This is a genomic window from Dyella humi (genome assembly GCF_044904605.1).
Lineage (GTDB): Bacteria > Pseudomonadota > Gammaproteobacteria > Xanthomonadales > Rhodanobacteraceae > Dyella_B > Dyella_B humi.
On record NZ_JADIKI010000022.1, the window covers coordinates 1,013,890 to 1,035,132 of the forward strand.

The 21,243-nt window shown below is 61.1% G+C and carries 17 protein-coding genes; 9 read left to right on the forward strand and 8 right to left on the reverse strand.

Translation table 11 applies throughout. The annotated features are described in order from the left end of the window. Nucleotides 1–42: 42 nt before the first annotated feature. Nucleotides 43–1,380, reverse strand: a complete 1,338-nt coding sequence (locus ISP18_RS09455; RefSeq protein WP_380009977.1) for an amidohydrolase family protein — start codon at nt 1,378–1,380, stop codon at nt 43–45. Between the two features lie 267 nt (nt 1,381–1,647). Here ISP18_RS09455 and ISP18_RS09460 point away from each other — a divergent pair, with 267 nt between their 5' ends. The 3 genes from ISP18_RS09460 to ISP18_RS09470 all read left to right on the forward strand — a co-directional run bounded on the left by ISP18_RS09460 (nt 1,648) and on the right by ISP18_RS09470 (nt 3,426). Continuing rightward, the gene (locus ISP18_RS09460; protein WP_380011014.1) at nt 1,648–2,136 is read left to right on the forward strand and encodes an SRPBCC domain-containing protein; all 489 of its coding nucleotides are present in this window, start codon (nt 1,648–1,650) and stop codon (nt 2,134–2,136) included. A gap of 223 nt (nt 2,137–2,359) precedes the next feature. Continuing rightward, entirely contained in the window at nt 2,360–3,016 is a 657-nt protein-coding gene (locus ISP18_RS09465) for a hypothetical protein (protein ID WP_380009980.1), read from the forward strand. 11 nt (nt 3,017–3,027) lie between these two features. Then, on the forward strand, nt 3,028–3,426 hold the full coding sequence (locus ISP18_RS09470) for a DUF302 domain-containing protein (RefSeq protein WP_380009983.1): 399 nt from the start codon (nt 3,028–3,030) through the stop codon (nt 3,424–3,426). A gap of 3 nt (nt 3,427–3,429) precedes the next feature. Here the strand turns inward: ISP18_RS09470 and bla are convergent, their stop codons facing one another. Continuing rightward, nucleotides 3,430–4,407: a class A beta-lactamase gene (bla, locus tag ISP18_RS09475; protein WP_380009986.1), complete on the reverse strand. Its 978-nt coding sequence runs from the start codon at nt 4,405–4,407 to the stop codon at nt 3,430–3,432. Between the two features lie 90 nt (nt 4,408–4,497). On the opposite strand from bla, the gene ISP18_RS09480 reads away from it, so the two are divergent. Continuing rightward, nucleotides 4,498–4,959 carry a hypothetical protein gene (locus ISP18_RS09480; RefSeq protein WP_380009989.1) on the forward strand — a complete coding sequence of 154 codons (462 nt, stop codon included), beginning with the start codon at nt 4,498–4,500 and terminating at the stop codon, nt 4,957–4,959. Between the two features lie 288 nt (nt 4,960–5,247). Here ISP18_RS09480 and ISP18_RS09485 read toward each other — a convergent pair whose 3' ends face one another. From ISP18_RS09485 to ISP18_RS09510, 6 genes are all read right to left on the reverse strand, one after another. Next, nucleotides 5,248–6,132: an AraC family transcriptional regulator gene (locus ISP18_RS09485; RefSeq protein ID WP_380009992.1), complete on the reverse strand. Its 885-nt coding sequence runs from the start codon at nt 6,130–6,132 to the stop codon at nt 5,248–5,250. Between the two features lie 79 nt (nt 6,133–6,211). Next, nucleotides 6,212–6,760 (reverse strand): YbhB/YbcL family Raf kinase inhibitor-like protein, encoded by a 549-nt coding sequence (locus tag ISP18_RS09490; protein ID WP_380009995.1) that lies wholly within the window; start codon nt 6,758–6,760, stop codon nt 6,212–6,214. Then, entirely contained in the window at nt 6,760–7,317 is a 558-nt protein-coding gene (locus ISP18_RS09495; protein WP_380009998.1) for a hypothetical protein, read from the reverse strand. Before ISP18_RS09495 ends, ISP18_RS09490 begins: the two co-directional genes overlap by 1 nt. 109 nt (nt 7,318–7,426) lie before the next feature. Next, complete coding sequence (locus ISP18_RS09500; RefSeq protein WP_380010001.1) at nt 7,427–8,821, reverse strand: PepSY-associated TM helix domain-containing protein; 1,395 nt, start codon at nt 8,819–8,821, stop codon at nt 7,427–7,429. Nucleotides 8,822–9,021: 200 nt separating this feature from the next. Next, nucleotides 9,022–11,319, reverse strand: coding sequence for a TonB-dependent receptor (locus ISP18_RS09505; RefSeq protein ID WP_380010004.1), 2,298 nt, complete (start codon nt 11,317–11,319; stop codon nt 9,022–9,024). 247 nt (nt 11,320–11,566) lie between these two features. Continuing rightward, entirely contained in the window at nt 11,567–11,962 is a 396-nt protein-coding gene (locus tag ISP18_RS09510; protein ID WP_380010007.1) for a DUF2946 family protein, read from the reverse strand. A gap of 160 nt (nt 11,963–12,122) precedes the next feature. Here ISP18_RS09510 and panE point away from each other — a divergent pair, with 160 nt between their 5' ends. From panE to ISP18_RS09535, 5 genes are all read left to right on the forward strand, one after another. Beyond that, nucleotides 12,123–13,046: a 2-dehydropantoate 2-reductase gene (gene panE, locus ISP18_RS09515; protein WP_380010010.1), complete on the forward strand. Its 924-nt coding sequence runs from the start codon at nt 12,123–12,125 to the stop codon at nt 13,044–13,046. A gap of 401 nt (nt 13,047–13,447) precedes the next feature. After that, on the forward strand, nt 13,448–15,259 hold the full coding sequence (locus ISP18_RS09520; protein ID WP_380010013.1) for an FAD-binding protein: 1,812 nt from the start codon (nt 13,448–13,450) through the stop codon (nt 15,257–15,259). Between the two features lie 220 nt (nt 15,260–15,479). Further along, nucleotides 15,480–17,156: a hypothetical protein gene (locus ISP18_RS09525; RefSeq protein ID WP_380010016.1), complete on the forward strand. Its 1,677-nt coding sequence runs from the start codon at nt 15,480–15,482 to the stop codon at nt 17,154–17,156. Nucleotides 17,157–17,502: 346 nt separating this feature from the next. Further along, complete coding sequence (locus tag ISP18_RS09530) at nt 17,503–18,279, forward strand: TenA family transcriptional regulator (protein WP_380010019.1); 777 nt, start codon at nt 17,503–17,505, stop codon at nt 18,277–18,279. 127 nt (nt 18,280–18,406) lie between these two features. Beyond that, a complete protein-coding gene (locus ISP18_RS09535) occupies nt 18,407–21,106 on the forward strand; it encodes a putative bifunctional diguanylate cyclase/phosphodiesterase (protein ID WP_380010022.1) in 2,700 nt (899 codons plus the stop codon). Nucleotides 21,107–21,243 lie beyond the last annotated feature (137 nt).

Genomic DNA, 21,243 nt, shown 5'->3' on the forward strand with positions numbered 1-21,243 from the left:
GACGGTGAGGAAGATATGTAGCCTTAACTGTGGAGAAAACATCTACTGATTTTGCTGCTTATAAATCACGCCACTCTTCATCACAAACGGCACATGCTCCACCGCGCTGATGTCCTGCGTCGGGTCCCCTTGTACCGCAATCACATCCGCATCGAGCCCTGCCTTTAGCTGCCCGAACTTATCCTGCTGCCGCAGAATCTTCGCATCCACCGCCGTCGCCGCCAGCAATACGCGGGCAGGTGACATACCGTCGCGCACCATCCATTCCAGTTCCTTGTAGTTGGTGCCGTGGGTGAATACGCCTACATCGCTGCCGCAGCCGATGGTGACGCCGGCTTGCATGGCGAATTTGAAGGCGTTGGCGGCTTGTTGCATGTCGGCAGTGGGCGGTTCGCCGGGTTTCCAGCCGTGGAAGTATTCGGCATAGGCAGCTTCGGCTTCGAGCGTCGGCAGGTAGGCAACGTTGTGTTGCTTCATCAACTCGAACGCTTCGCGCGTGCCGCCGTAGCCGTGTTCGATGGTGTCGACGCCGGCGAGCACTGCGCGGCGCATGCCTTCGGCGGTGGTGGAGTGCATGGAGACGGGCAGACCGAGCGAGTGGGCGGTTTCGACGCCGGCTTTGAGTTCTTCTTCGCTGAAGGTGGGCATGGCGCCTTTGGCTTTGCCGCAATGGTAGTCGGCGTAGATCTTGATCCAGTCCGCGCCGTGGCCGGCCTGGTCGCGTACGGCGTCGATCATTTGCGGAACGCCGGCGACCGGAATACCGCCTTGCGGCAGGTTGAGATCGGTGCGAAAGCCGTCAGGGCCAGGGCCATAGCAGTGCGCGGCGATCGTGGCGCGCGTGGCGACGAACAGGTGCGGGCCGGGGATCAGCCCTTCATTGATGGCGCGTTGCACGTCGACGTCGGAATAGCCGGCGCCTTCCGTGCCGAGATCGCGCAGGGTAGTGAAGCCGGCCATCAAGGTGTCTTGCACGTGCTGCACGGCTTCAATGGTGCGATAGGCCAGCGTTTCCTTCAGCACTTGATCGTCCCACAGCGTTTCGTTGTACGGATGCAGGAAGATGTGCGAGTGCGCGTCGATCAGGCCAGGCAGCAGGGTGGTACCGGGTAGGTCGATGGTCTGCGTGCCGGGTGGCGCGTGCACATCCGAAGCCGGGCCCACTGCAGCGATCTTGTCGCCTTGCACTAACACCACCCAGCCAGCGTGCGCTTGTTCGCTGCGTGCGTCGAATACGCGATCGGCTTTGAGCAGCCACGCGTGATCGGCGGTTTTTGGCGCGGATGTGCTATCGGCCACCGCCGTAGATGCGCCGATGGCGCAAACCATTAACAGGCTGCCGCACAACGCTGCTAGGCGCTGGAACCGATGCTTCGACATGTTTGCTCCCCGGTTGATGTCTTTGGTTGGACCGAGCATTTATAGCAAGAATGCGGCGGTGGCGATAAGCACGGCTTTGGTCGCGGACTGATCTAGCCTTACCGTCATTCCGGCGAAGGCCGGAATCCAGTCCGGTACGTCGTGCGAAGCACGCATTATTTGGCTTTGAGTGCTTCGCACGCGTATTTAAACTGGATTCCGGCCTTCGCCGGAATGACGATGAGGCAAGAACGGACATCCCAGCCTACGTGGATGTATGCGGCAGACATGGGATGTCGAGCTGCACATTGTTCCAGGCTAAAAAATTTGGAAACTTCTGCCGTGACAGATCAGCCAATACAACAATCCATCAGCATTGCCGCCACACCCGAAAACGTTTGGCGCGCCCTTACGGAGCCGGACATGATCGCGGCCTGGATGCTGGGCGCGCGCGTGGAATCCACATGGCAACCCGGCAGCGATATCGCCTATACCGTGAAGATGCCGGGTTTGGACAAGCTCTATCGTGATCGCGGAACGGTGCTTGTTGCCGAGTCTGGCCGGCGGCTCAAATACAGCCACTGGAGCGAGGCGGCAGGTCTTCCCGATACGCCGGAAAACCGTAGCGTGATCATGTTTCGCCTGGACGCGCGCACCGAAGACACGCTGCTTACGCTCCTTCACGAACATCTTCCAAGTTACGCGGCCTACAAGCACGCCGAGTTCTTCTGGGGATACGCGCTTGGCGACATCAAGCAAATGCTGGAAAACACATAGCGCAGCCGAGGATCTGCATTTTGAGCTTGATAGGCAGGCCGTCGCTCGAGCGGGCGAATTTTACGGTAACGCCCACGTATGTGAAGTTGCATATCCATCTGAAGGGCGTATACCAAGCCAGGAGCGGCGCCGGGCTATGCATCGGCCTGGCGCCAGACGATGTATTTGGGCGACTCGGCATGTACGATCTGCCGGTCGTTCCTGTTCCTGGCAAGGAGTTCGCATGAAAGGAACCACATCATGGCGCGCCTGGATAGTTGCCGCGGCTTGTCTGCCCGGCTTGGCGATGGCCCAGAAGACGCTGTCGCCGGTGAATGTGACGGCACCGGCATATACCTCGCACCACGGCGGCTATCTCATCTCGGGCGACTTCAAGGTCGATCCGCGCATACCTTCCATCGTGTTTCCGTCACAACCCCTGGTAGCGGAGGATGTACTCAGCGTCGAGCCCGTTTATCTGGCCGGCGACGATTACCTCGTGGTGCAGGAGTGCGCATCCGCCGATTGCAGCCGGGCCAGCGTGGTACGGGTATGGCATCCCGGCGGCGTGGCTACGGAAATCCAGAACGACGCTAATCGCATTCTGATCAAGCACGAGAACAAGTATTGGATTTGGGTAAAACGATTGCCGCTTGCCTCCACCATGGGCTGCGACGACTGCAACGATCAGCACTTCTACACCAGTTTCGAGCCTTTCAGCCCGCCCATGGTGCTGATGCCCAGCGGAGAGCTGGCGGCGTATAACAGAGAAGCGTTGCTGGCCGCGCGCACCGAGGCTCCGGTGCCGGTAAAAGAGCAATCGCACGAGGGCTCCACCTTCGTAGTCACGTACGAGGACGGCAGCACGGTAAGGATCAGGCGCATGCACGCCGATCACTGACGAGGTGAAGCATGACTTCTTCGCATAATTCGGGCGTGCTACGCTTAAAAAGCCCGTTCCCCTTCCACGACACCGTGCAGCGGCTGCGAGCCGCTTTTGCCGATCGCGGCATCAAGATTTTTGCCACCATCGATCAACAGGCCGAAGCCATGGCAGTGGGAATGTCCATGCCGCCCACTACGCTAATCCTTTTCGGCAATCCCGCGTCCGGCACGCCGCTGATGCTCGACAACCCTGCTGCGGGTATCGATCTTCCCTTGAAAGCATTGGTAATCGAGTCAGAGCCGGGGCATGTCGAGGTGGTTATCAACGCGGCCAAGTACGTGATCGAGCGGCATGCCTTGCCGCACGGGCTTGAAGCGAATCTTTTGCCGGCGGAGCGGCTTATTGCGAACGTGTTGGAGGGCTGAGTTTCATGGATGAGTTGCTGCGGTAACGTCCCGGGCCAGGTCGGTATACAGACGCAGGCGCTCGGCTTCCGAAGCATTCGAGCCGGTAAGAAACGCCGCAATGATTACGGCGTGGCCGTTCGGCCAGGTCACGATGCCGATGTCGTTGTATGCAGCGGTCCATCCGTCGACGGTGTCGGAGGTGCCGCACTTGTCGGCCAATCGCACGCCGGCAGGAAGCCCGGTTCGCAGGCGGCTAGGGACGCTTTGCCCGTACATCAGGCTCAAAAGATGTTGCGTGGAAGCAGGGGAAAGCAGTTCGTTGCGCCAGAGCTTGCGGAGGAATGCGGCGGCGGCATCCGGTGTGCTGCGATTGCCCGGATCGCTCATGAATATGCGATAGCCGCGTAGCAGACGCCGATGCTGCTGAATTGGCGTCTTATCCGGCGGCAAGGTCTCGCCGGAGGCGAGCGCGTTGAACAGCCGCGTATTGCCCGCTTCATCTCTGTCTACGCGCATGCCTTCAATGCCATGTGCGCGAAGATAATGCTCGATAGTGGAAGGGCCGCCCACGAACCGAATCAAGGCATCCACGGCGCTGTTGTCGCTCTTGCTCACGGCATAAGTCAGCAGCACGCCTACCGTGAAGGTCATGTTTTTGCCCTGGAAGTGGTCGTGGATGGTGCCCGATTCCAGCTCGCTTCTGTGCAGGGTGACGGTTTGATCCATGGTGTTCTGGCCATGCTCGATGCGACCGAGTACCGCTGCCGCGACCGGCGCCTTGAATACGCTCATCATGGGGTAAGATCGATCGGCGTTAACGCTCCAGGTTTGCCCGGTTTGCAGGTCGAGCACGGTAATGCCGAACAGGCCGGGTGATGCGCGCTTGGCTAGTGCTTGCAGCTTGTTTTGCAGCTCGGCCTGTTGGGTAGCGCCCGCGGTGCATGGAAAGCTCATGGCGAAGAAGACCGCCAGCGACAGATGAATGACAAAGCGTTTCACGTGTGGGTTTCATGGCAAGACAGGGCGCAAGCTTTGCATGCTTAGGCAGTAAATTTGAAGTTCGCGATGAGGCTGGGTTGAGGCACGGGTATGAAGTTTGAGCAAGCCATGGCCTTTATCCGCGAACACGGTATGGTGCTGGCCGCCGCGCGCGGCTCTGTGCCGCGCATGGCTGAAGTGATTGCCGGGGAACCGATCAAGGGAAGTTGGTGGGCGCATCCTAAGAGTCACCACATCTTTTCGATATTCCAACAGTTGGCAGAATCGCCCGATATCCTGGTTTGCCGTTTTGTCGACGGAAAGGTGACGTTCGTGCATCGGCGGCTGTGGCCGGCCTTGGTGCGGCTTGCGGATCGTCTTGAACCAGGGCGGATCGCGCAGGTGCATCAGGAACATACCGCCAAGGGATATCACGAAACGCACGATGTGCCTTATCCCGATTGGGTGCCTGTGGATGTTCTGGAAGAGGCAAGGCGGCTTAGCGCGGAGCAGGCATTGGCGATGCTTGGGCCTGCCGCATTGTCGGCGGGTGGTAAGACTGCACGGCGTTGATTAATCGCTCAGTCATCATTGACCAGCTTTGCTGTTGAAAAGCGCCTCGGCGAGGGCCCACTGCTGTCCGGAAAAATTTGCAACGTTCTGGAGAAGTTAAAGCGAAACATGAAACAAGCCCCTCCCCCTGCTTGCAGGGGGAGGTTGGGAGGGGGTGAACCCTTGCGGGAAAGCTTCCGGCGAGTACTTACCCCACCCCAACCCTCCCCTGCAAGCAGGGGAGGGAGCGGATTCCACGACGGATGAAGATTCCGCCCTGCATGGAACAAGTTTCTGCGTAACGCTGAGCTACTTCAGCGGCAAAAAGATATCAACAACCGCCTCATGCTCCGGCACATCCGGATAGAACCGAACACGCTGCACGAACAACGGAAAATCTCGTGGCTCCTCGCCGCTCTGCGGCAACCAATCGGAGTAAAGCCACGAAATGGACGCGTACAAATGATCGTCCGAGCCGACGTGCCTGAGCACCGCGCAGCGCCCGGCAGGAAGCGTCTTGTACACAATGCCTGACTCATCGTCCGGGATATCGCGATCCAAGGCCACGCAAATATCGAAGCGATAATCGGCCGGCGCAACCTGATAAGGATCGTCGTAGAAAATATTGAATGTGGCGTGCCGACTCGGGTGAAGGTGATGCTGCTTGCGCCAGGCGATGAAGCTGCGAATGGAATCGCCGATGCGGTTGGGATCGCCGCGATGTTCCAACGCGGCGACGCGGGTTTCCGGAAAATCCATAGTGCGGACTTGGCAGGATGGTGTTTCGGTCTGCATGTATCGGATCCTTAGCGCAGTGAGCGGTTCGTAGATGTCGTGCCAAGGTTCCCACTGCGGTTGTTTCCGAAACTCGCTCGGTGTTTGTCCGGCGCTTTTCTTGAAGGCACGGGAAAACGATTCGGCATTGTCGTAGCCGCTGTCCAGGGCGATGTCGGTGACCGGTTGATCATTGCGGAAGGCAAGCTGGTACGAGGCGCGTTTTAGCCGGCACAACTGCACGTACTTGTAGACGCCGATCCCGAACAGTTCGGAAAACTGTCGCAGGAAGTGGTGCTTCGAGAACGCCGCCACGTCGCTGAGCCGTGCAACGGTAAGATCTTCGGACAAATGCGCGTCGATATAAGCGAGCACTTTCTGGAATCGGGCGAGGTAGGCATCCGTGGGGTGCGCGGTCAATGCAGTATCTCCTTGGCGACCGAAAGATTACGCACCGGAAGCGCCTGATGCCTGACAGAAATTGCTGAAATGCTGTGGTTCAGTCGCCGCCGCGCGCATACAGCCCAGTGGTGCGCCCTTCCGCCAGCACGTGTCCCTGGATCGCAGCGTTCACCTGGTCCGCACTGGCTCCGGTCGGCAGCGCCGACATCACGTCCAGCGCATAAACCCGCAACACGTAGTGATGCGGCTTGCCTTCGGGTGGGCAGGGGCCGCCGTATCCGGTTCGGCCGAAGCTGTTGACGCCTTCGACGGCATGATCCAGACGCCGCGAAGCGGTCGACGCGCCTTCGGCAAGTTCGCGCGTATCGGCGGGAATGCCGTACACAAGCCAATGCGCGAACGCGATCGGCGCATCGGGGTCGTCCATCACGATGGCGAAGCTCTTCGTGCCAGCAGGAGGCGAGGGGAGCTGGATTTGAGGCGAGAGGTTCTCACCATCACAAGTGAGCTTCGACGGCATCTTTCCGCCATCGGTGAAGCTTGAACTACTGACGTGCAAGGAAGCCTGCGGTGGCGAGGCATAGCCGCTGCCGGCGTATAGCATCAGCATCGCCAACAGCAATGACGTGCGCGGTGGTATCCGCATCAATGGCCCGTGTCGGCAAGGCTGACAGTGACGAACGTGCGATGGAAGAAACGCGCACGCAAGGTGTTGTCGTCCAGCGTAAGCGAGTTGGCCGCCATGGGCTCGGCCGACATATACGGCGTCTGGCTGGCGAAGCGCAGGAACGGATCGACGTACTGCACGCTCCATGCGCCATTGGGTGTATTGATCGGTTCGCTGGGAAGATCGCCCAAGCGCTGCACCCAGAAGGAAACATGTCCATCCTCCGGCAGCACGAACTGATCGCTGCTGCTGGCTTGGCCGGCGTAGTAGGCGGTGAGCGGCACCGTCTTCACCAGTCGCGGGTGCGTGCAATCGCTATCGCACATGGCCATTTGCAGCACCAGTACCGGCTGCGCGTTGAAAGCGTTCACTTTGATGACGTCGCCTTTCTTCAGCGCGTTGGTGCTCTGGAAAACGAGGGGCTTGCCGCTGCTGTCCTGCTGCAGCACGGAGAATGCGGAGGTGTCGGCAGCATGCGCGCCAAGGGCAAGGCCGAGGCCCAGGAAAGCAGTTGCGAGAAAGCGTGAAGCAATCATGACGATGACCTCGATGAGGATGCCATGCGATCCGCATTCAAGCGGTCGGTGCGGTCATTATCTTGCGCCGATTTTTTCGCTCTGTCAGCGGTTTTGCTCCCCATGGGAGTTACGCAAGCCCCAAGAACACGCTTGCCCGCTTCGAGTGGCGTAAAAGACAGCGCTCAATCAGCCACACCAGCAGCATGGACGCGCCCAGCAGCGGCAGCAAGAGACCTAACAGTGCAAGCAGACCGATCAGCACTATAGGAAAGCCGGCGTTCAACGGTGGCGGTGCGCCAAGCACACCTTCGGGACGCCGCCGCCACCACATCACCACCGCGCTGGTGCACAGCGTGATCAGGCCCAGCGCAGTAAACAAGCCGAGCATCTGATTGAGCGGCGGAAACAGCACGCCTTCGTGAATGGCGATGCCGTAGCCGATGATGCGATCGAGCAACGGTTTCTGCGCAAACGTCGTGCGATGCAGGATGGCACTTGTGTTCGCATCCAGCGTCAATTCGTTGCGGCGTGGGCGGTCATCCGCGTCGGAACGCGCGGTCCAGTGAGGCGAACGTTGCGAGGGCGGCGCGATCAATACCGGCGGCGTCAGTTGCTGCGCGGCGACGACCGTCACCAGGCGATCGAGCGGCGAATAGTCCTCGAGCGCGGTGCTGGGCGTATCCCCCATATCCATGCCGGGCATATCCATACCACCCATCGCGCCATGCATGGCATGTGAAGCGGACGGCGGTGTGTTGGCAAGTGCAATCTGCGCGCGCTCCGATGCGCTGCCGGTGGTCCAGTCCTGTGGCGCAACATGCGTAGCATACGCGTGGCGCAAGCTGCGCAGCGTGCCGCCCCAGGTTGTGGTCCACGGCAGGCCGGACATCAGCAGGAACAGCGCGAACGTGGAAATCCACAGCCCCGTCACGGCGTGCAGGTCACGCCAGAACACGCGCCGCCCATGCTTCAATCGCGGATAGAGCGTACCGCCAAGACGCGCATTGCGCGGCCACCACAGGTACAGTCCGGTAAGCAGCATTAGGATCGTCCACGACGCGACGAGCTCCACCAGTATCGAGCCGCCGCGGCCCAGCAACAGTTCGCCGTGCAGATAGAAGATCACTCGCATGAAGCGATCATTTTCGTGCACCACATTCAGCACTTGCAGGGTGGATGGGTTGACGAACACGCGGATCAGTTCGCTACCGTGCCCGACCAGCACGCGCACGGCGCTTTCCGGCGAATCGGGCAGCACGTAGGCATTGAGCACCGAACCTGGCACCATCCGCAGCGCAGCGGCTACCTGCGCGGATGGCGGCTGCGCAGACGCGTGGGTGACGTGCGCGTAGTGGTGTTCCAGCCATGGTTCCAACTGCGGTTTGAACAGATAGATCATGCCCGTGATCGCCAGCCATAGCACGAACGGCAGGCAGAACAGGCCGGCGTAGAAATGCCAGCGCCAGATCAGGCGATGGATGTGGCGACGCCCAATGGGCTGATTGATGATTTGTTCATTCATGTCAGATGCAGACGCGGAGACTTGCCAAGAAACTTCCTGAGTGAATCCCTCTCCCTCCGGGAGAGGGTGCCGAGAGGCGGGTGAGGGTTCGGGCGGAGCGCGATGCTGACTTCTTGCGCAAGTTTTTGAGATCGCGCGTTGATCGCACCCTCACCCCAACCCCTCTCCCGGAGGGAGAGGGGCTAGTTTTGGCATATCCATCAGAGACGGAATTTGAGATTCGCGACATAAGTGCGCTGCGGGAACGGGTGATAGAGGAAATATTGACGATTGTTGAGGTTGTCGATGCCGAACGACGCCGACCATTGCTCGTTGATCTGATAGTTCGCGTGCAGGTCGAACACCACGAACGTATCGAACGAACCCATCACATCGGCGGTGTTGTCGGTGTTGTCCATGGTGGAGTACTGCTTGCCGCTGTAGCGGCCGGCCAGCGTGAAGGCCCATGCAGGCGTGGGGCGATAGGTGGCTACGGCGGTAGCGCGCCAACGCGGCACGTAAGGCACGTGCTTGCCGTTCGAGGTGGTGCCGGTGGAGCTAACGAAGTTGTCGTTCGACAAGATGGTGGAGTCGACGAAGGTGACGCTGCCGGAGAGCTCCAAACCCTGGACTAGCACGTTGTCGTGGTCGGCCACCAGTTCGATGCCGCGGTTGCGCACCGCGCCCACGTTCGTAAAGAAGGTAACCGGCACGGCATAGTTGGGCAGCGTGGAGGTCTGCGAGATCATCGCATTGCGCGTGTTTTCCTGGAACAGCGATGCACGCACGAAGCCATCATCAAGCGTGTGCTCGACGGCCAGTTCGCCGCTCAAATCGCGTTCCGGCTTCAGGTTCGGATTGGGCGACGTGAACGTGGCGCCGGTGGCGACAAGCTGATACAGCTCGGCGACGGTAGGAAAGCGCACAGCCTTCGCGGCGGAAGCGGTGATGTGCCAGGTTGGCGCCGCATCCCAGCGCAGGGTGAGTTTCGGCGAGAAATCCGAGGCGTTTTCACCTGGCTGATAAATGGCCGTCTTGCCACTGAAATTGAAGCCGTCGCTGGCGCGCCATTTTTCGTAGCGGCCGCCAATCGTCGCCAGCCAGTTGGGCGCTAGTTGCCAGGCGTCCTGTATCCACAGCGCGTGGGTGGTGGTTTCGCCGCGGCCCGCGGCATACAGGCTTGTTGCGCTCGACGGGTCCTGCCAATGGGTCAGGTTATAGGTGGGATTGGCGAGTGTGTATTGATCCGCATGTGCGCCGACGGAAATTTCGTGCGCGCCGCTATAACCTTGCGATCGCCAGATGCCTTGCAGATCGGCGGTGGACCAGTTGGTGCCGCCATAGCTGGCGAGCAGGCCGTTCGGCGTAAACGTGGTGTTGCTGCCCACGCCGTACGGCGACCACTGGTTGTCTTTGATGAAGTCGTAATGCGTGATGACGAGCGAGCCATCGAAGTCACCCTTTGTATCCGTCTTCAACGACAGCGCCTGCATCAGGTGATGCGCACTCACGAAGTAGTCGTTGCTGGCGAACGCGGATGACTTGCCGTAGGTCGGCGCGCCCTGCGCATTAGTCAAATAGCTTTGCACGCGCGACTGGCCGTGATTGCTCCAGAAACCCACCCAGTACGCCGCCTGCAGCCAAGGCGTGATGTCGTAAGCGAACTTGCCGTTGAGGTTGAGCTGACGCGTATGCAGCAAGCCGCCTGCGCCGAGCACGTTGGCGGTCTGGCCGACTTTATTAAGTGCGGGAATGGTGCCGGTGGTGCCCGCAGGTGTCGAACCGCTGGTGATATAGCTGAGCGGCTGGCTGAAACTGTTGAGCCCGCTCGCGCCGACGAACCAGGAAAATTTCCCATTGCGACCGCCTGCGGTCACGCTGGTCTGGCTGGTGCTGTAGTTGCCCCGGGTGTTGTAGAAGTCATACGACTGGATCGCTTCGGTCTGCTGGATTGTTACCTCCGGCTTGTCCGGCGTGCGGGTGACGATGTGCATCACGCCGCCCATCGCATTGCCGGCATAAGCGGCCGAATAGGGGCCGTACAGCATGTCGACGTGATCGATCTGATCCGGCGACACCATGCCCCAGCGTGGTGCACCGATGGTGTTGTTGTCGGCGATCAATGCGGAGATCGGAATATCGTCCACATACACCAACGTGCGCGCGCTGGAGTTCACGCCCCAGTTACGCGTGGCGATCACCGGCTGCGTATCGCCCATGTTGCGCTTGCGGATGAAGATGCTGGGCATGTACCTGGCGGCATCTTCGACGTCGACCGCGTTGATGGTGGCGTCGATCTGCGCGGCAGTGACGCTCACCTGTGTAGCGGGAAAATCGGGTGCCAATCCGGGCGGCACGCGCGTGGGTGCGGAGACGCTGATCGGCGCGAGGGTGGTTGTTTTTTTCGGTGGATGTGCGGAAGTGGTTGCATCCTGGTTGGTCTGCGCCATGGCGATGGAAGAGGCCAGCATGGCGAGCGGCAACGCGGCCAGCGCGTTGGTGCGGGGAGTGGGGGGCATGTTGTGCGGAATCCGATGGGATCAAGGGATTCGATGCTGCCGGTAGCGCCACGCGCCGTCATTCCGGCGTAGGCCGGAATCCAGTCCAATAAAGTATGCGAAGCATTCAAAAGCGATGTTTTGAGTGCTGCGCACGACGTATTTCACTGGATTCCGGCCTGCGCCGGAATGACAAGCAAAGGGCACGGCAAGACTCAGCCGTCCGGCATGCATCGACATCGAAGGCAGCGCCGCAGGCGCTACCGAATCAACCGTTGACGAGCAACGGCGGCCCTCGTGGATGTGCACTCAGTAGCGGCGCGGCTGGCACGTTGCGCGGTAGCACCGTTCGCGGCGTGAATGCCGCGAGATAGACGGCCGGCAAGAAGGTAGGCGCATCGAACCCCAGCACCGGCATATGCGAGAACAGCACGCAATAGCCGCATCGCGCCGTGGGATCGTCGGGATGATCCGGCATGCCGGCGTGGTGATGATGCGCATGCATCGCATGCTCGGCGTGGCCATCGTCCATGGCGGGTGGCATGCCCATCATCGCGTGGTCCATCGGCATGGAGCGGGATATGGCCGGCATCAGCACGATCAGCGCCATGGCGGCCAAAGCCAGCCATGCGACAAATCGTTGTTGTGCTGCGCGCTTCAACACGCCGGATATCTCTGTATGCGATGGAGCCTGGGGTAGGCTCCAGACATGATGACATCAAATGGAGAAGTCGTCATGCGGCGCGCTGCCACGCGAGCATTCATTGCAACGGCCGACTGGCGGATAATGCCGACCTGCTTCATCGATGCGAAGGAATGGAACCATGAAGATTCTGGTAGTGGGCGCAGGCGCCACCGGCGGCTATTTCGGCGGCCGGCTTCTGGAGAGCGGTCAAGACGTCACTTTCCTGGTGCGCAAGGCGCGCGCGGAAACGCTGGCGCGCAGCGGTCTGGTGATTCGAAGTTCGGCCGGCGACGTGACGCTGCCTTCACCATCTACCGTGCAAGCCGCCGTGTTGAAGGATACGTTTGACCTGATCATCGTGAGCTGCAAGGCGTATCACCTGCCGCAAGTGATCGAGGACATGGCGCCCGCCGTCGGCCCGCAGACCATGATCTTGCCGCTGCTCAACGGCATGCGGCATCTTGATCTGCTTGATGCACGATTCGGCGCAACGCACGTACTGGGCGGCCAATGCATCATCGCGGCCACGCTGGATGCGGAAGGCGTGGTCCGCCATCTCAATCAATCGCACAGTCTTACGTTCGGCGAGCGTGACGGCAGTCGTTCGCCGCGTATCGAACGCGTGGCGCAGGCCATGTCGAACGTGCGCTTCGAGCCACGCCTGAGCACCACCATCCTGCAGGACATGTGGGACAAGTGGGTGTTCCTCGCCTCGCTCGCCGGCATCACCTGCCTGATGCGCGCGCCGGTGGGCGACATCGTCGCGGCGCAAGGCGGCGAGCGGGTCACGCTCGATCTGTTGAAGGATTGCCGCCGCGTGGCCGAAGCGAACGGCCACGCACCCGGCGATGCTGTGTTGGAACGCGCCCATTCCGTGCTGACCGAACGGGGCTCGACCCTGAGCGCTTCGATGATGCGCGACCTGGAGCAGGGCGGTGCGGTGGAGGCCGATCACGTGATCGGCGATCTGCTGGCGCGCGGCGAAGCGGCCGGGCTGGAGTTGCCGATGCTGCGGGTGGCTTATGCGCATTTGAAGGCGTACGAGGCGCGGCGGGCGCGTTAGATTTATTCCCTCTCCCCTCTGGGGAGAGGGCTAGGGTGAGGGGGCAATCTCGCGACAAAGCATATGCTTGCCTCATTGTCCAGATCGACTGATGCAGAGACTTGCAGGAAACTTCCTGTGTGAACCCCTCTCCCTTCGGGAGAGGGTGCCGAGAGGCGGGTGAGGGTTCGGGCGAAGCGCGGTGTTGACTGCTTGCGCAAGTCTTTGTCATCGCGCGCTGATCGTACCCTCACCCCAACCCCTCTCCCGGGGGGAGAGGGGCTCGCGCTCGAACGGCCTTCCCCTTTCATCCCAGTTGTCCACCATTCGTCCCCAACGCGCCGCCACACGTCCCATCGCGATGGTGATCGCCCTCCAAGTTGCCGACAGTGCCTCCATTCCAGCTACGGGAGGAAACGCACATGAACCGGCGCGAGTTATTGAAGGCGGCCTTGGCTATTCCGTTTTTGCCAGGCGTCATGGCGGGTGGCATCGGCAGGGCATGGGCGGGCGTTACAAGCGTCTTTGGCTCGCGAGTGCGTCCAGGCGAGCCGGGCTGGCCATCAGCGGCCGATTGGGATGAGCTTCACCGGGCCGTGGGTGGGCGCCTGCTGAAGCCGCAATCGCCGTTTGCGCACTGTCCGTCTGCTGCGTGCGATGAAGCGCTCAAACACATCAAGAACCCGTTTTACATCGGCGACCAGCCGGCGCTGACCCAGACCAGCGGCTGGGCCGATGCGTGGACGTCGCGGACTAGCGCGTATGCCGTAGCGGCGGAAAGTACCGCCGATGTGGCCGCCGCCGTGCGGTTTGCGCGCCAGCATCGTTTACGCCTGGTGGTGAAGGGTGGCGGGCATAGTTATCAGGGCACGTCCAACGCGCCGGATTCGCTGCTGATCTGGACGCGGCACATGAACGCCGTGACCTTGCACGACGCCTTCGTGGGCCAGGGATGCGAAGGCATGCAGGCACCGCAGGCAGCGGTAAGCGTGCAAGCGGGCGCGATGTGGATCGATGCGTACGATGCCGTGACCACGCATGGCGGGCGCTACGTGCAAGGCGGTGGATGCACCACGGTCGGTGTGGCCGGTTTGATCCAGAGCGGTGGCTTTGGCAGTTTCTCCAAACGCTTTGGCACGGCTGCGTCCGGTTTGCTCGAAGCGGAAATCGTCACTGCCGACGGCGTGGCGCGCATCGCCAACGCATGCACCAACCCGGATCTGTTCTGGGGCATCAAGGGCGGTGGCGGAGGCAGCCTTGGCGTGGTGACGCGCTTGACGCTGCGCACGCATGCGTTGCCGGAATTTTTCGGCGCGGTGTTCGGAGAAATCAAGGCTAGTTCTGACGCCGCGTATCGCACGTTGATCGCCAGGGCCATGAGCTTCTATCAGAGCGATCTGTTCAATCCGCACTGGGGCGAACAGATGCGATTTCGCGGCAGCAACGTGTTGGAACTTTCCATGGTGTTCCAGGGATTGAGCCAACAACAGGCGCTGGCGATATGGCAGCCGTTCCTGGATTGGGTGCGTGCGAGTGGCGACTACACCTTCGTCAAACCGGTGCAAGTGCTTGCGCTGCCCGCGCAGCATTTCTGGGACGCGGAGTTTTTCCGCCAACACGTACCCGGCGCGATGATTCCCGATGATCGTGACGGCGCGCCACGCAACCACGTGCTATGGGCGGGCGATCAGGGACAGGTAGGCTGGTTTATCCATGGCTTCAAATCGGCGTGGCTGCCGGCCTCGTTGCTGCATGAGGACAGCCAGGCGCGATTGGTAGATGCAATCTTCGCGTGCTCGCGCGAATGGGACGTTGAATTCCATTTCAACAAGGGACTGGCGGGCGCACCGCCGGAGGCGATTGCCGCCTCGCGCGACACGGCCACGAATCCACAAGTACTCGATGCGTTTGCACTGGCGATCATTGCGGGCGATGGTTCACCTGCGTATTCCGGCATGCCGGGTGCGAATCCCGATCTGGCGATGGCGCGCCATGAATCGGCATCGATCAGCCGTGCAATGGATGCCTTGCTGAAAGTCACGCCGAATGCAGGTGCTTATGTATCGGAGAGCGATTATTTCCAGCGCGATTGGCAGCATGCGTTCTGGGGAACGAATTATCCGCGGCTTGCCACGGTGAAGCGCAAATACGATCCGGAAGGATTGTTCTTCGTGCATCACGGCGTGGGCAGCGAAGCGTGGAGTGCGGATGGGTTTGCGCGGGTGTCGTCGTAGCTGTTCTTCTCACGACGCTCGAACTTGCCTTGTTATCATTCCGGCCTTCACCGGAATGACGTCAAGCAAACCTGCGTCATCTACACAGGAGCTTGCTTTCACGTACCCATAACACCCCGCGTGCTTGGCAATCAGCTGTCAACATTCCTTCATTTCCTCCAACTACCGTGGCCGGGTTGTGCGCAGTTGCTCCGTTCCATCCCACTCTCCGGAGACCACGATGACCACGACTTCCCTGTTCCATTTTCGCCGCCGGCACATGGCTGCCGCGCTTGCTGTCGCCACGTTGGCGGCCGGTGTCACGGCTTACGCCAACAATGGCTGGCGCGATCATGATTTTCATTTCTGGCCAGGCAATCTGGTCGTCAGCCGCAGCGTGTACGACAACAAGGCCAGCAATGTACAAGTGGGTGAAGTGTTGCCGCCGAATTGTCCAGCAGCGAGTGGATCGTGCGGTGCCGCCAGCGGTGCGCCTTATGACGGTACCTATCCGTACGTGTGGAACAACGATATCTACGATGCCAGCTTCGGCATCACCTCGCGCATCTACCTGGATCAGATCACGCCGAACGGCTGGCTGATCGATACGCTGGAAGTGCCCAACAACCAGCAGCCGGCGGCGCGCGAAGGTGAAATGGTGACCAGCTTCAGTTCCAAGTCCGAGCTCGGCCTGCATCTTTCGCTGGATGGCCGCTATCTCACGTTTATGGGTTACGTGGCGCCGGTCGATGCGATCGATGCTTCCAATGGCAATACGCCGCTGGTGGTGGATGACACCAATCCCGACGGGCAGTCGTTCTATCGCGCGGTCGCGCGGGTGGATCGTAGCGGGCATTTCCGTTTCACTGAGACCGCCGCGTACAGCGGCAACAACGGTCGCGCGGCGATCTACAACAACGTCGACGGCGCGAACGTGTTCTATACCGTGGGCAATGCGGGCAACGGCGCAAACCCGCAGCCGACGGGTGTGATTCTGGGCGCTGGTGCGCAATACATCGCGCCGTCATCGTTGCCGGAAGCGCTGCAGAATCCAGTCACTCCCACGCCGCTGGCGAGTTTCTCGATCACGGCGCTCGGCGCGAAAGCCGATAAAGTTGGTAAGGACGACAACTTCCGCGGCATGACCGTGTTCAACAACGTGCTGTACATGACCAAGGGCAGCGGCGGCAACGGCGTGAACACGGTCTATTTTGTGGACACCACTGGCAAGGCATGCCAGAACGGCGTGGGCGTTCCGGTGGCGGGCGCGGCACTGCCGACATCTCCGCTTTCATACAACGCATCGACACTGCAGAGCAGCGGCCTGCCGACCAACATGTGCGTGCTGGCTGGCTTTCCCGCCACGCCGAACAAGACGGCTAAGACCCTGTCGTATCCCTTTGCCTTGTGGTTTGCGGATGCAAATACCTTGTACGTGGCCGACGAGGGTGACGGCTACGCCGGTGGCACGGACCTGTACACGCATGCCGCTGCGCAAACCACCGCGGGCCTGCAGAAGTGGGTGTTCAATGCCGCCACGCAATCCTGGACCTTGGCCTATACGCTGCAAGCAGGCTTGAACCTCGGCCAGCCGTACACGGTAAGCGGCTACCCGACCGGCACCAATGCCGCCACCAACCTGCCGTGGTCGCCGACGACAGATGGTCTGCGCCAGATCACCGGGCGCGTCGACGAAGACGGCAAGGTGACGATCTGGGCGGTCACCTCCACCATCAGCGGCAACGGCGATACGGGCGCCGATCCGAACAAGCTGGTGGCCATTCGCGACACGCTGTCCAACACCACCGCGACGGACGCGGCGAACGAGCGGTTCGTCGCCTTGCGTTCGGCGAAATTCGGCGAGGTGCTGCGCGGCGTGTCGTTTACGCCGGGCACAGACGTGCACGACCGGCACTGATGTTTCATCGCGGGTATGCCGTTGTCGGCATGCCCGTGTGTTTTGAAACAATCTTCGATTGCGCAGACTGGAAAGAAACTTTCCTAAGTGAACCCCTCTTCCTCTGGGAGAGGGGTTCACGCGTTATTCGGTTACGAATAACGGGTATCAAGCACCGCGACAACGCATGCAAGTTGGCACCAATCATGCGCTTAACATCCACTCAAAAAAGCCTTCACACCGGTGAAAAGCGGGAGGTCGCAACCCGCGCGCGAGACGACCACTATGGTAGGGCTGGAGCCGTTCCAGGCTCCGGTATCGGCCCGTATCGGGGGCCGAGACGACCCAACCAAAGTGGAGAACACACATGTACGCACATTTCGAACGCACCGGCTCGCTGACTGAACTGTCCAGCTATCCGTATTGGGCACAAGACCTGGTCGCCGCCTGCGAGCCGACCAAGCAAAGCGTGGTCCACCATGAACTATGGACGCTGATGCGTGAAAACCGCCTGGACGCGACCGGTACCCGCGATTTCATGGTCGGCGTATGGCCGGTTATCGAGCGCTTCCCGGGTTACATGGCGCTCAACTTGCTGAAAACCCGTTACGGCCGCAGTTCCGGCGAAAACATGGCCCGCCGGTGGCTGGTGCGCAACATCCGAGTGGAGCAGAATCATGCCGAATACTGGCTCAACTGGGCCGAGGGAGCAGGGGTGCCCCAAAGCGAGGTCTTGAACGGAACCACCCCGTACGGCACGGACGCGTTGTCCAATTGGTGCGAGGAGGTAAGCCGTAGTGGTCCGTTGGCGGCCGGTATGATCGCCACCAACTACGCAGTGGAAGGGGCGACGGGGGAATGGTCGCAACGGGTTTTTGAGAGCGAGGCCTATAGGGAAAGCTTTCCCAAGGAAGTTCGGGCCGGCTCTCTCCGTTGGCTTCAACTTCACGCAGCGTATGATGATACTCATCCATGGGAGGCGCTGGAGATCGTGTGTACCCTGGTAGGGAACTCTCCACGTACGGATGAAGTTGCGTATCTACAAGAGTGCGTTAAACGTAGCTACGTAAGCATGAGGATTACCCTGGATCGGTGTCTGGATGTGCGTCGTGACCCATGGGCTGTCAATGAGGCGGCCGCTTAAGTAAACGTATAAGTGGGGCGATACACATCGGGTCGGCAGTTTCTGGACTGTGGATGACAGGCTCTAAAATAGGGGCGCGATGCGTACCACCCACAATGCTCAGCAACGACCGCTGTCACGGCGCCTTATGCCTCTGGCATATGGCTTGGCCGCGGTCGTTGGCTTGGTTTTGTGCCTGACCTGGGGCGCGCTCCAGGTCCAGGTCACGCTGGCTGGTTTCTTGAACGGCGAAAGCCTTTGGTCCAAGTCTCAGAAACAGGCGGTGATCGAGCTTTCCGCCTACGCCCGCACCGGCGACCCAGACCGACTTCAAGGCTTTCGCCGCAATTATGAGGTGGTGCGCATCGATCGCTGGGCGCGCGATGCCATCGCCACCGGCCATTACGACAGGCATGCGGTATACGCGGCGTTCCGACGTGGCGGGGTGATTCCCGCGGCGATTCCGGGCATGGTCTTCATCCTCGATCACTTCGCGCAGTTGCCGTACGTGGGGCCTGCAGTGAAGGACTGGCGCTCCGTCGACGGCGCCCTCGAAGAACTGAACGTGATTGCCGACCAACTGCAGCAGGCGTATGCGCACGGCGGGCCTTCCACCGTGGAATTTGTCGGACAGCGCGCGCGCATCGACGCACTCAACAATTTCATCCAACCGCGCAGCGACGATTTCTCGCTGCAGATCGCCCTGGGCGCGGCATGGCTGGGCCGGGTGCTGTTCGCCAGCGTGCTGCTAACGGCGCTGATGGCTTCCCTGCTGTGGGTGCGCATGGCCCAACGCATCCTGGCCGGCATCCGCGGCACCGAGGAACGCTACCGCCTGCTGTTCGACAGCGCCGCCGACGCCATCGTGATGGTGGACGATGCGCACGGGCGCATTCTCGGCGCGAACCGCACCGCCGGCGCCTGGACAGGACGCGATGCGAAGGATCTGGCAGGCCTGAACTTTATCGACTTGTTCGTGGAAGGCAGCACACGTTCGGCGGGTTCCTCCACCATCGGACTGTTGCGCGCGGTGGACGGGCTGATCCGCACCGTCGAAACGCATAGCAGCCTGACCACCTGGGGTGCGCAGCCGGTGCGCCAGGCGATCATGCGCGATGTGTCCGATCGCGTGGCGATGGAACAGGAGCGCCGCATCGCTGCCGAAGCACTGGCCAGCGTGGCCGAAGGCGTCATCATTGCCGACGCCGACCGGCGCGTAACCACGGTGAACGCAGCCCACACGCGCATCACCGGCTACACGCTGCCGTACCTGCAACATCATCGCTTCGACGAACTGCGCCGCATGCCCGACGGTGCGCCGCTGCCGGCATCTATTTGGGAGATGGTGGCCGACGGCGGCAACTGGGTGGGCGAGGTGCAGAGCTGGCGTTCGGATGGTTCGTCGTATCCGGAACTGCTCAGCATCAGTGCTATCCGCAATGGCGAGGGTCGCGTGCAGCACTACGTGGCGGTGGTCACCGACATCACGCGCAGCAAGGCCGACCGCCAGCGCCTGGAATACATGGTGGCGCACGATCCTCTGACGGGCCTTGCCAACCGCAGCGAATTCCAGCGCCACTGCGCGCAGGCGATCGAGGCGGCAGCGCGCGTGAACGGCGCCGCGGCAGTGCTGTTCGTGGATCTGGACGCCTTCAAGGCGGTGAACGACAGCTACAGCCACGCCATCGGCGATCGCCTGCTGGTGAAGGTGGCGCAGCGCATCCGTCGCGAACTGGGCGAAAACGACGTGGCCAGCCGCATCGGCGGCGACGAATTCACCGTGCTGCTTGGTGGCCTGCGCACGCGCGAGCAGGCGGCGCAATTCGCCAGCCGGTTGCTGCTGAGCCTGTCCGAGCCGATGCTGATCGGCGACTACGAAATCGTGATGAGCGCGAGCATCGGCATTGCCGGTTATCCGCTGGACGGCAGCGATCCGGTCACGCTGATCGCCAATGCGGATGCGGCGATGTACGCCGCCAAGACGCAGGAGCGCAACACCTTCCGTTTCTATACGCCGCTGATGCACGCCGATGCGCGCATGCGCCTGATGCTGGGTGCTGATCTGCGGCAGGCGCTGATCCGCGACGAATTCCACCTGGTGTTCCAGCCTAGCGTGGAGCTGCGCACCGGCCGCATCGTGGCGGTGGAAGCGCTGATCCGTTGGCGCCATCCCGAACGCGGCGAACTGATGCCCGACGAATTCATCCCACTGGCGGAAAGTCTCGGCCTGATCCGGCGTCTGGACGCCTGGACCATGCGCGCGGTCTGCAACCAGATCCGCTTGTGGGACCAAGCCAAGCTGCCGCCGATCCGCGTGGCGTTGAACGCGTCGGCCGCCACCTTCGGGCATCCGGGTTTTATCGACAGCGTGAAACAGGCGTTACAGGCGACCCAGATTTCGCCCAAGCGTCTGCTGTTCGAAATCACCGAAAGCGCGATCCTGCGCTTGGGCGAAGCTACCGAGCAGACCATGCACACTTTGCATGCGCTTGGCATCGGCATCGCCATCGACGATTTCGGTACGGGTTACTCGTCGCTGGCCTATCTGAAGTTGTCGGGCATCGACTATCTGAAGATCGATCGTTCCTTCGTCACCGATCTGCCGGACAGCGCGAACGACGTGGCCATCGTCGAGGCCATGCTAGCCATCGCCAGAAGCCTGGGAATGTGCACCATTGCCGAAGGCATTGAAACATCCGCGCAGCATGATTTCCTGCTGCACGCAGGTTGTGTGGAGGGGCAAGGGTATTACTACTCGCGCGGTTTGCCGGCGCAGGAGATCGAGCGGATGTTGTCGCCCAATCCCAAGCATGAGCCGTCGCGGTTGCGGTTGGTGCCGCCGAAATAAGAGCGGGGAACGGGAAACAGGGAACGGGGAACATGACGTTCGACACCAGCATGCGAGCCGCGGTCGAAGCTGACTAGAGAAACGAATGAGCGTGATTTGCGTCGAAGGCCTGGGATCACAAATATCGCTCCGTTCCT

Bases quoted from the DNA above. Each gene is read 5' to 3' on its own strand.
- ISP18_RS09455 (WP_380009977.1), bottom strand. From the start codon at position 1,380: ATGTCGAAGCATCGGTTCCAGCGCCTAGCAGCGTTGTGCGGCAGCCTG.
- ISP18_RS09460 (WP_380011014.1), top strand. From the start codon at position 1,648: ATGGGATGTCGAGCTGCACATTGTTCCAGGCTAAAAAATTTGGAAACT.
- ISP18_RS09465 (WP_380009980.1), top strand. From the start codon at position 2,360: ATGAAAGGAACCACATCATGGCGCGCCTGGATAGTTGCCGCGGCTTGT.
- ISP18_RS09470 (WP_380009983.1), top strand. From the start codon at position 3,028: ATGACTTCTTCGCATAATTCGGGCGTGCTACGCTTAAAAAGCCCGTTC.
- ISP18_RS09480 (WP_380009989.1), top strand. From the start codon at position 4,498: ATGAAGTTTGAGCAAGCCATGGCCTTTATCCGCGAACACGGTATGGTG.
- ISP18_RS09490 (WP_380009995.1), bottom strand. From the start codon at position 6,760: ATGCGGATACCACCGCGCACGTCATTGCTGTTGGCGATGCTGATGCTA.
- ISP18_RS09495 (WP_380009998.1), bottom strand. From the start codon at position 7,317: ATGATTGCTTCACGCTTTCTCGCAACTGCTTTCCTGGGCCTCGGCCTT.
- ISP18_RS09500 (WP_380010001.1), bottom strand. From the start codon at position 8,821: ATGAATGAACAAATCATCAATCAGCCCATTGGGCGTCGCCACATCCAT.
- ISP18_RS09505 (WP_380010004.1), bottom strand. From the start codon at position 11,319: ATGCCCCCCACTCCCCGCACCAACGCGCTGGCCGCGTTGCCGCTCGCC.
- panE (WP_380010010.1), top strand. From the start codon at position 12,123: ATGAAGATTCTGGTAGTGGGCGCAGGCGCCACCGGCGGCTATTTCGGC.
- ISP18_RS09520 (WP_380010013.1), top strand. From the start codon at position 13,448: ATGAACCGGCGCGAGTTATTGAAGGCGGCCTTGGCTATTCCGTTTTTG.
- ISP18_RS09525 (WP_380010016.1), top strand. From the start codon at position 15,480: ATGACCACGACTTCCCTGTTCCATTTTCGCCGCCGGCACATGGCTGCC.
- ISP18_RS09530 (WP_380010019.1), top strand. From the start codon at position 17,503: ATGTACGCACATTTCGAACGCACCGGCTCGCTGACTGAACTGTCCAGC.
- ISP18_RS09535 (WP_380010022.1), top strand. From the start codon at position 18,407: ATGCCTCTGGCATATGGCTTGGCCGCGGTCGTTGGCTTGGTTTTGTGC.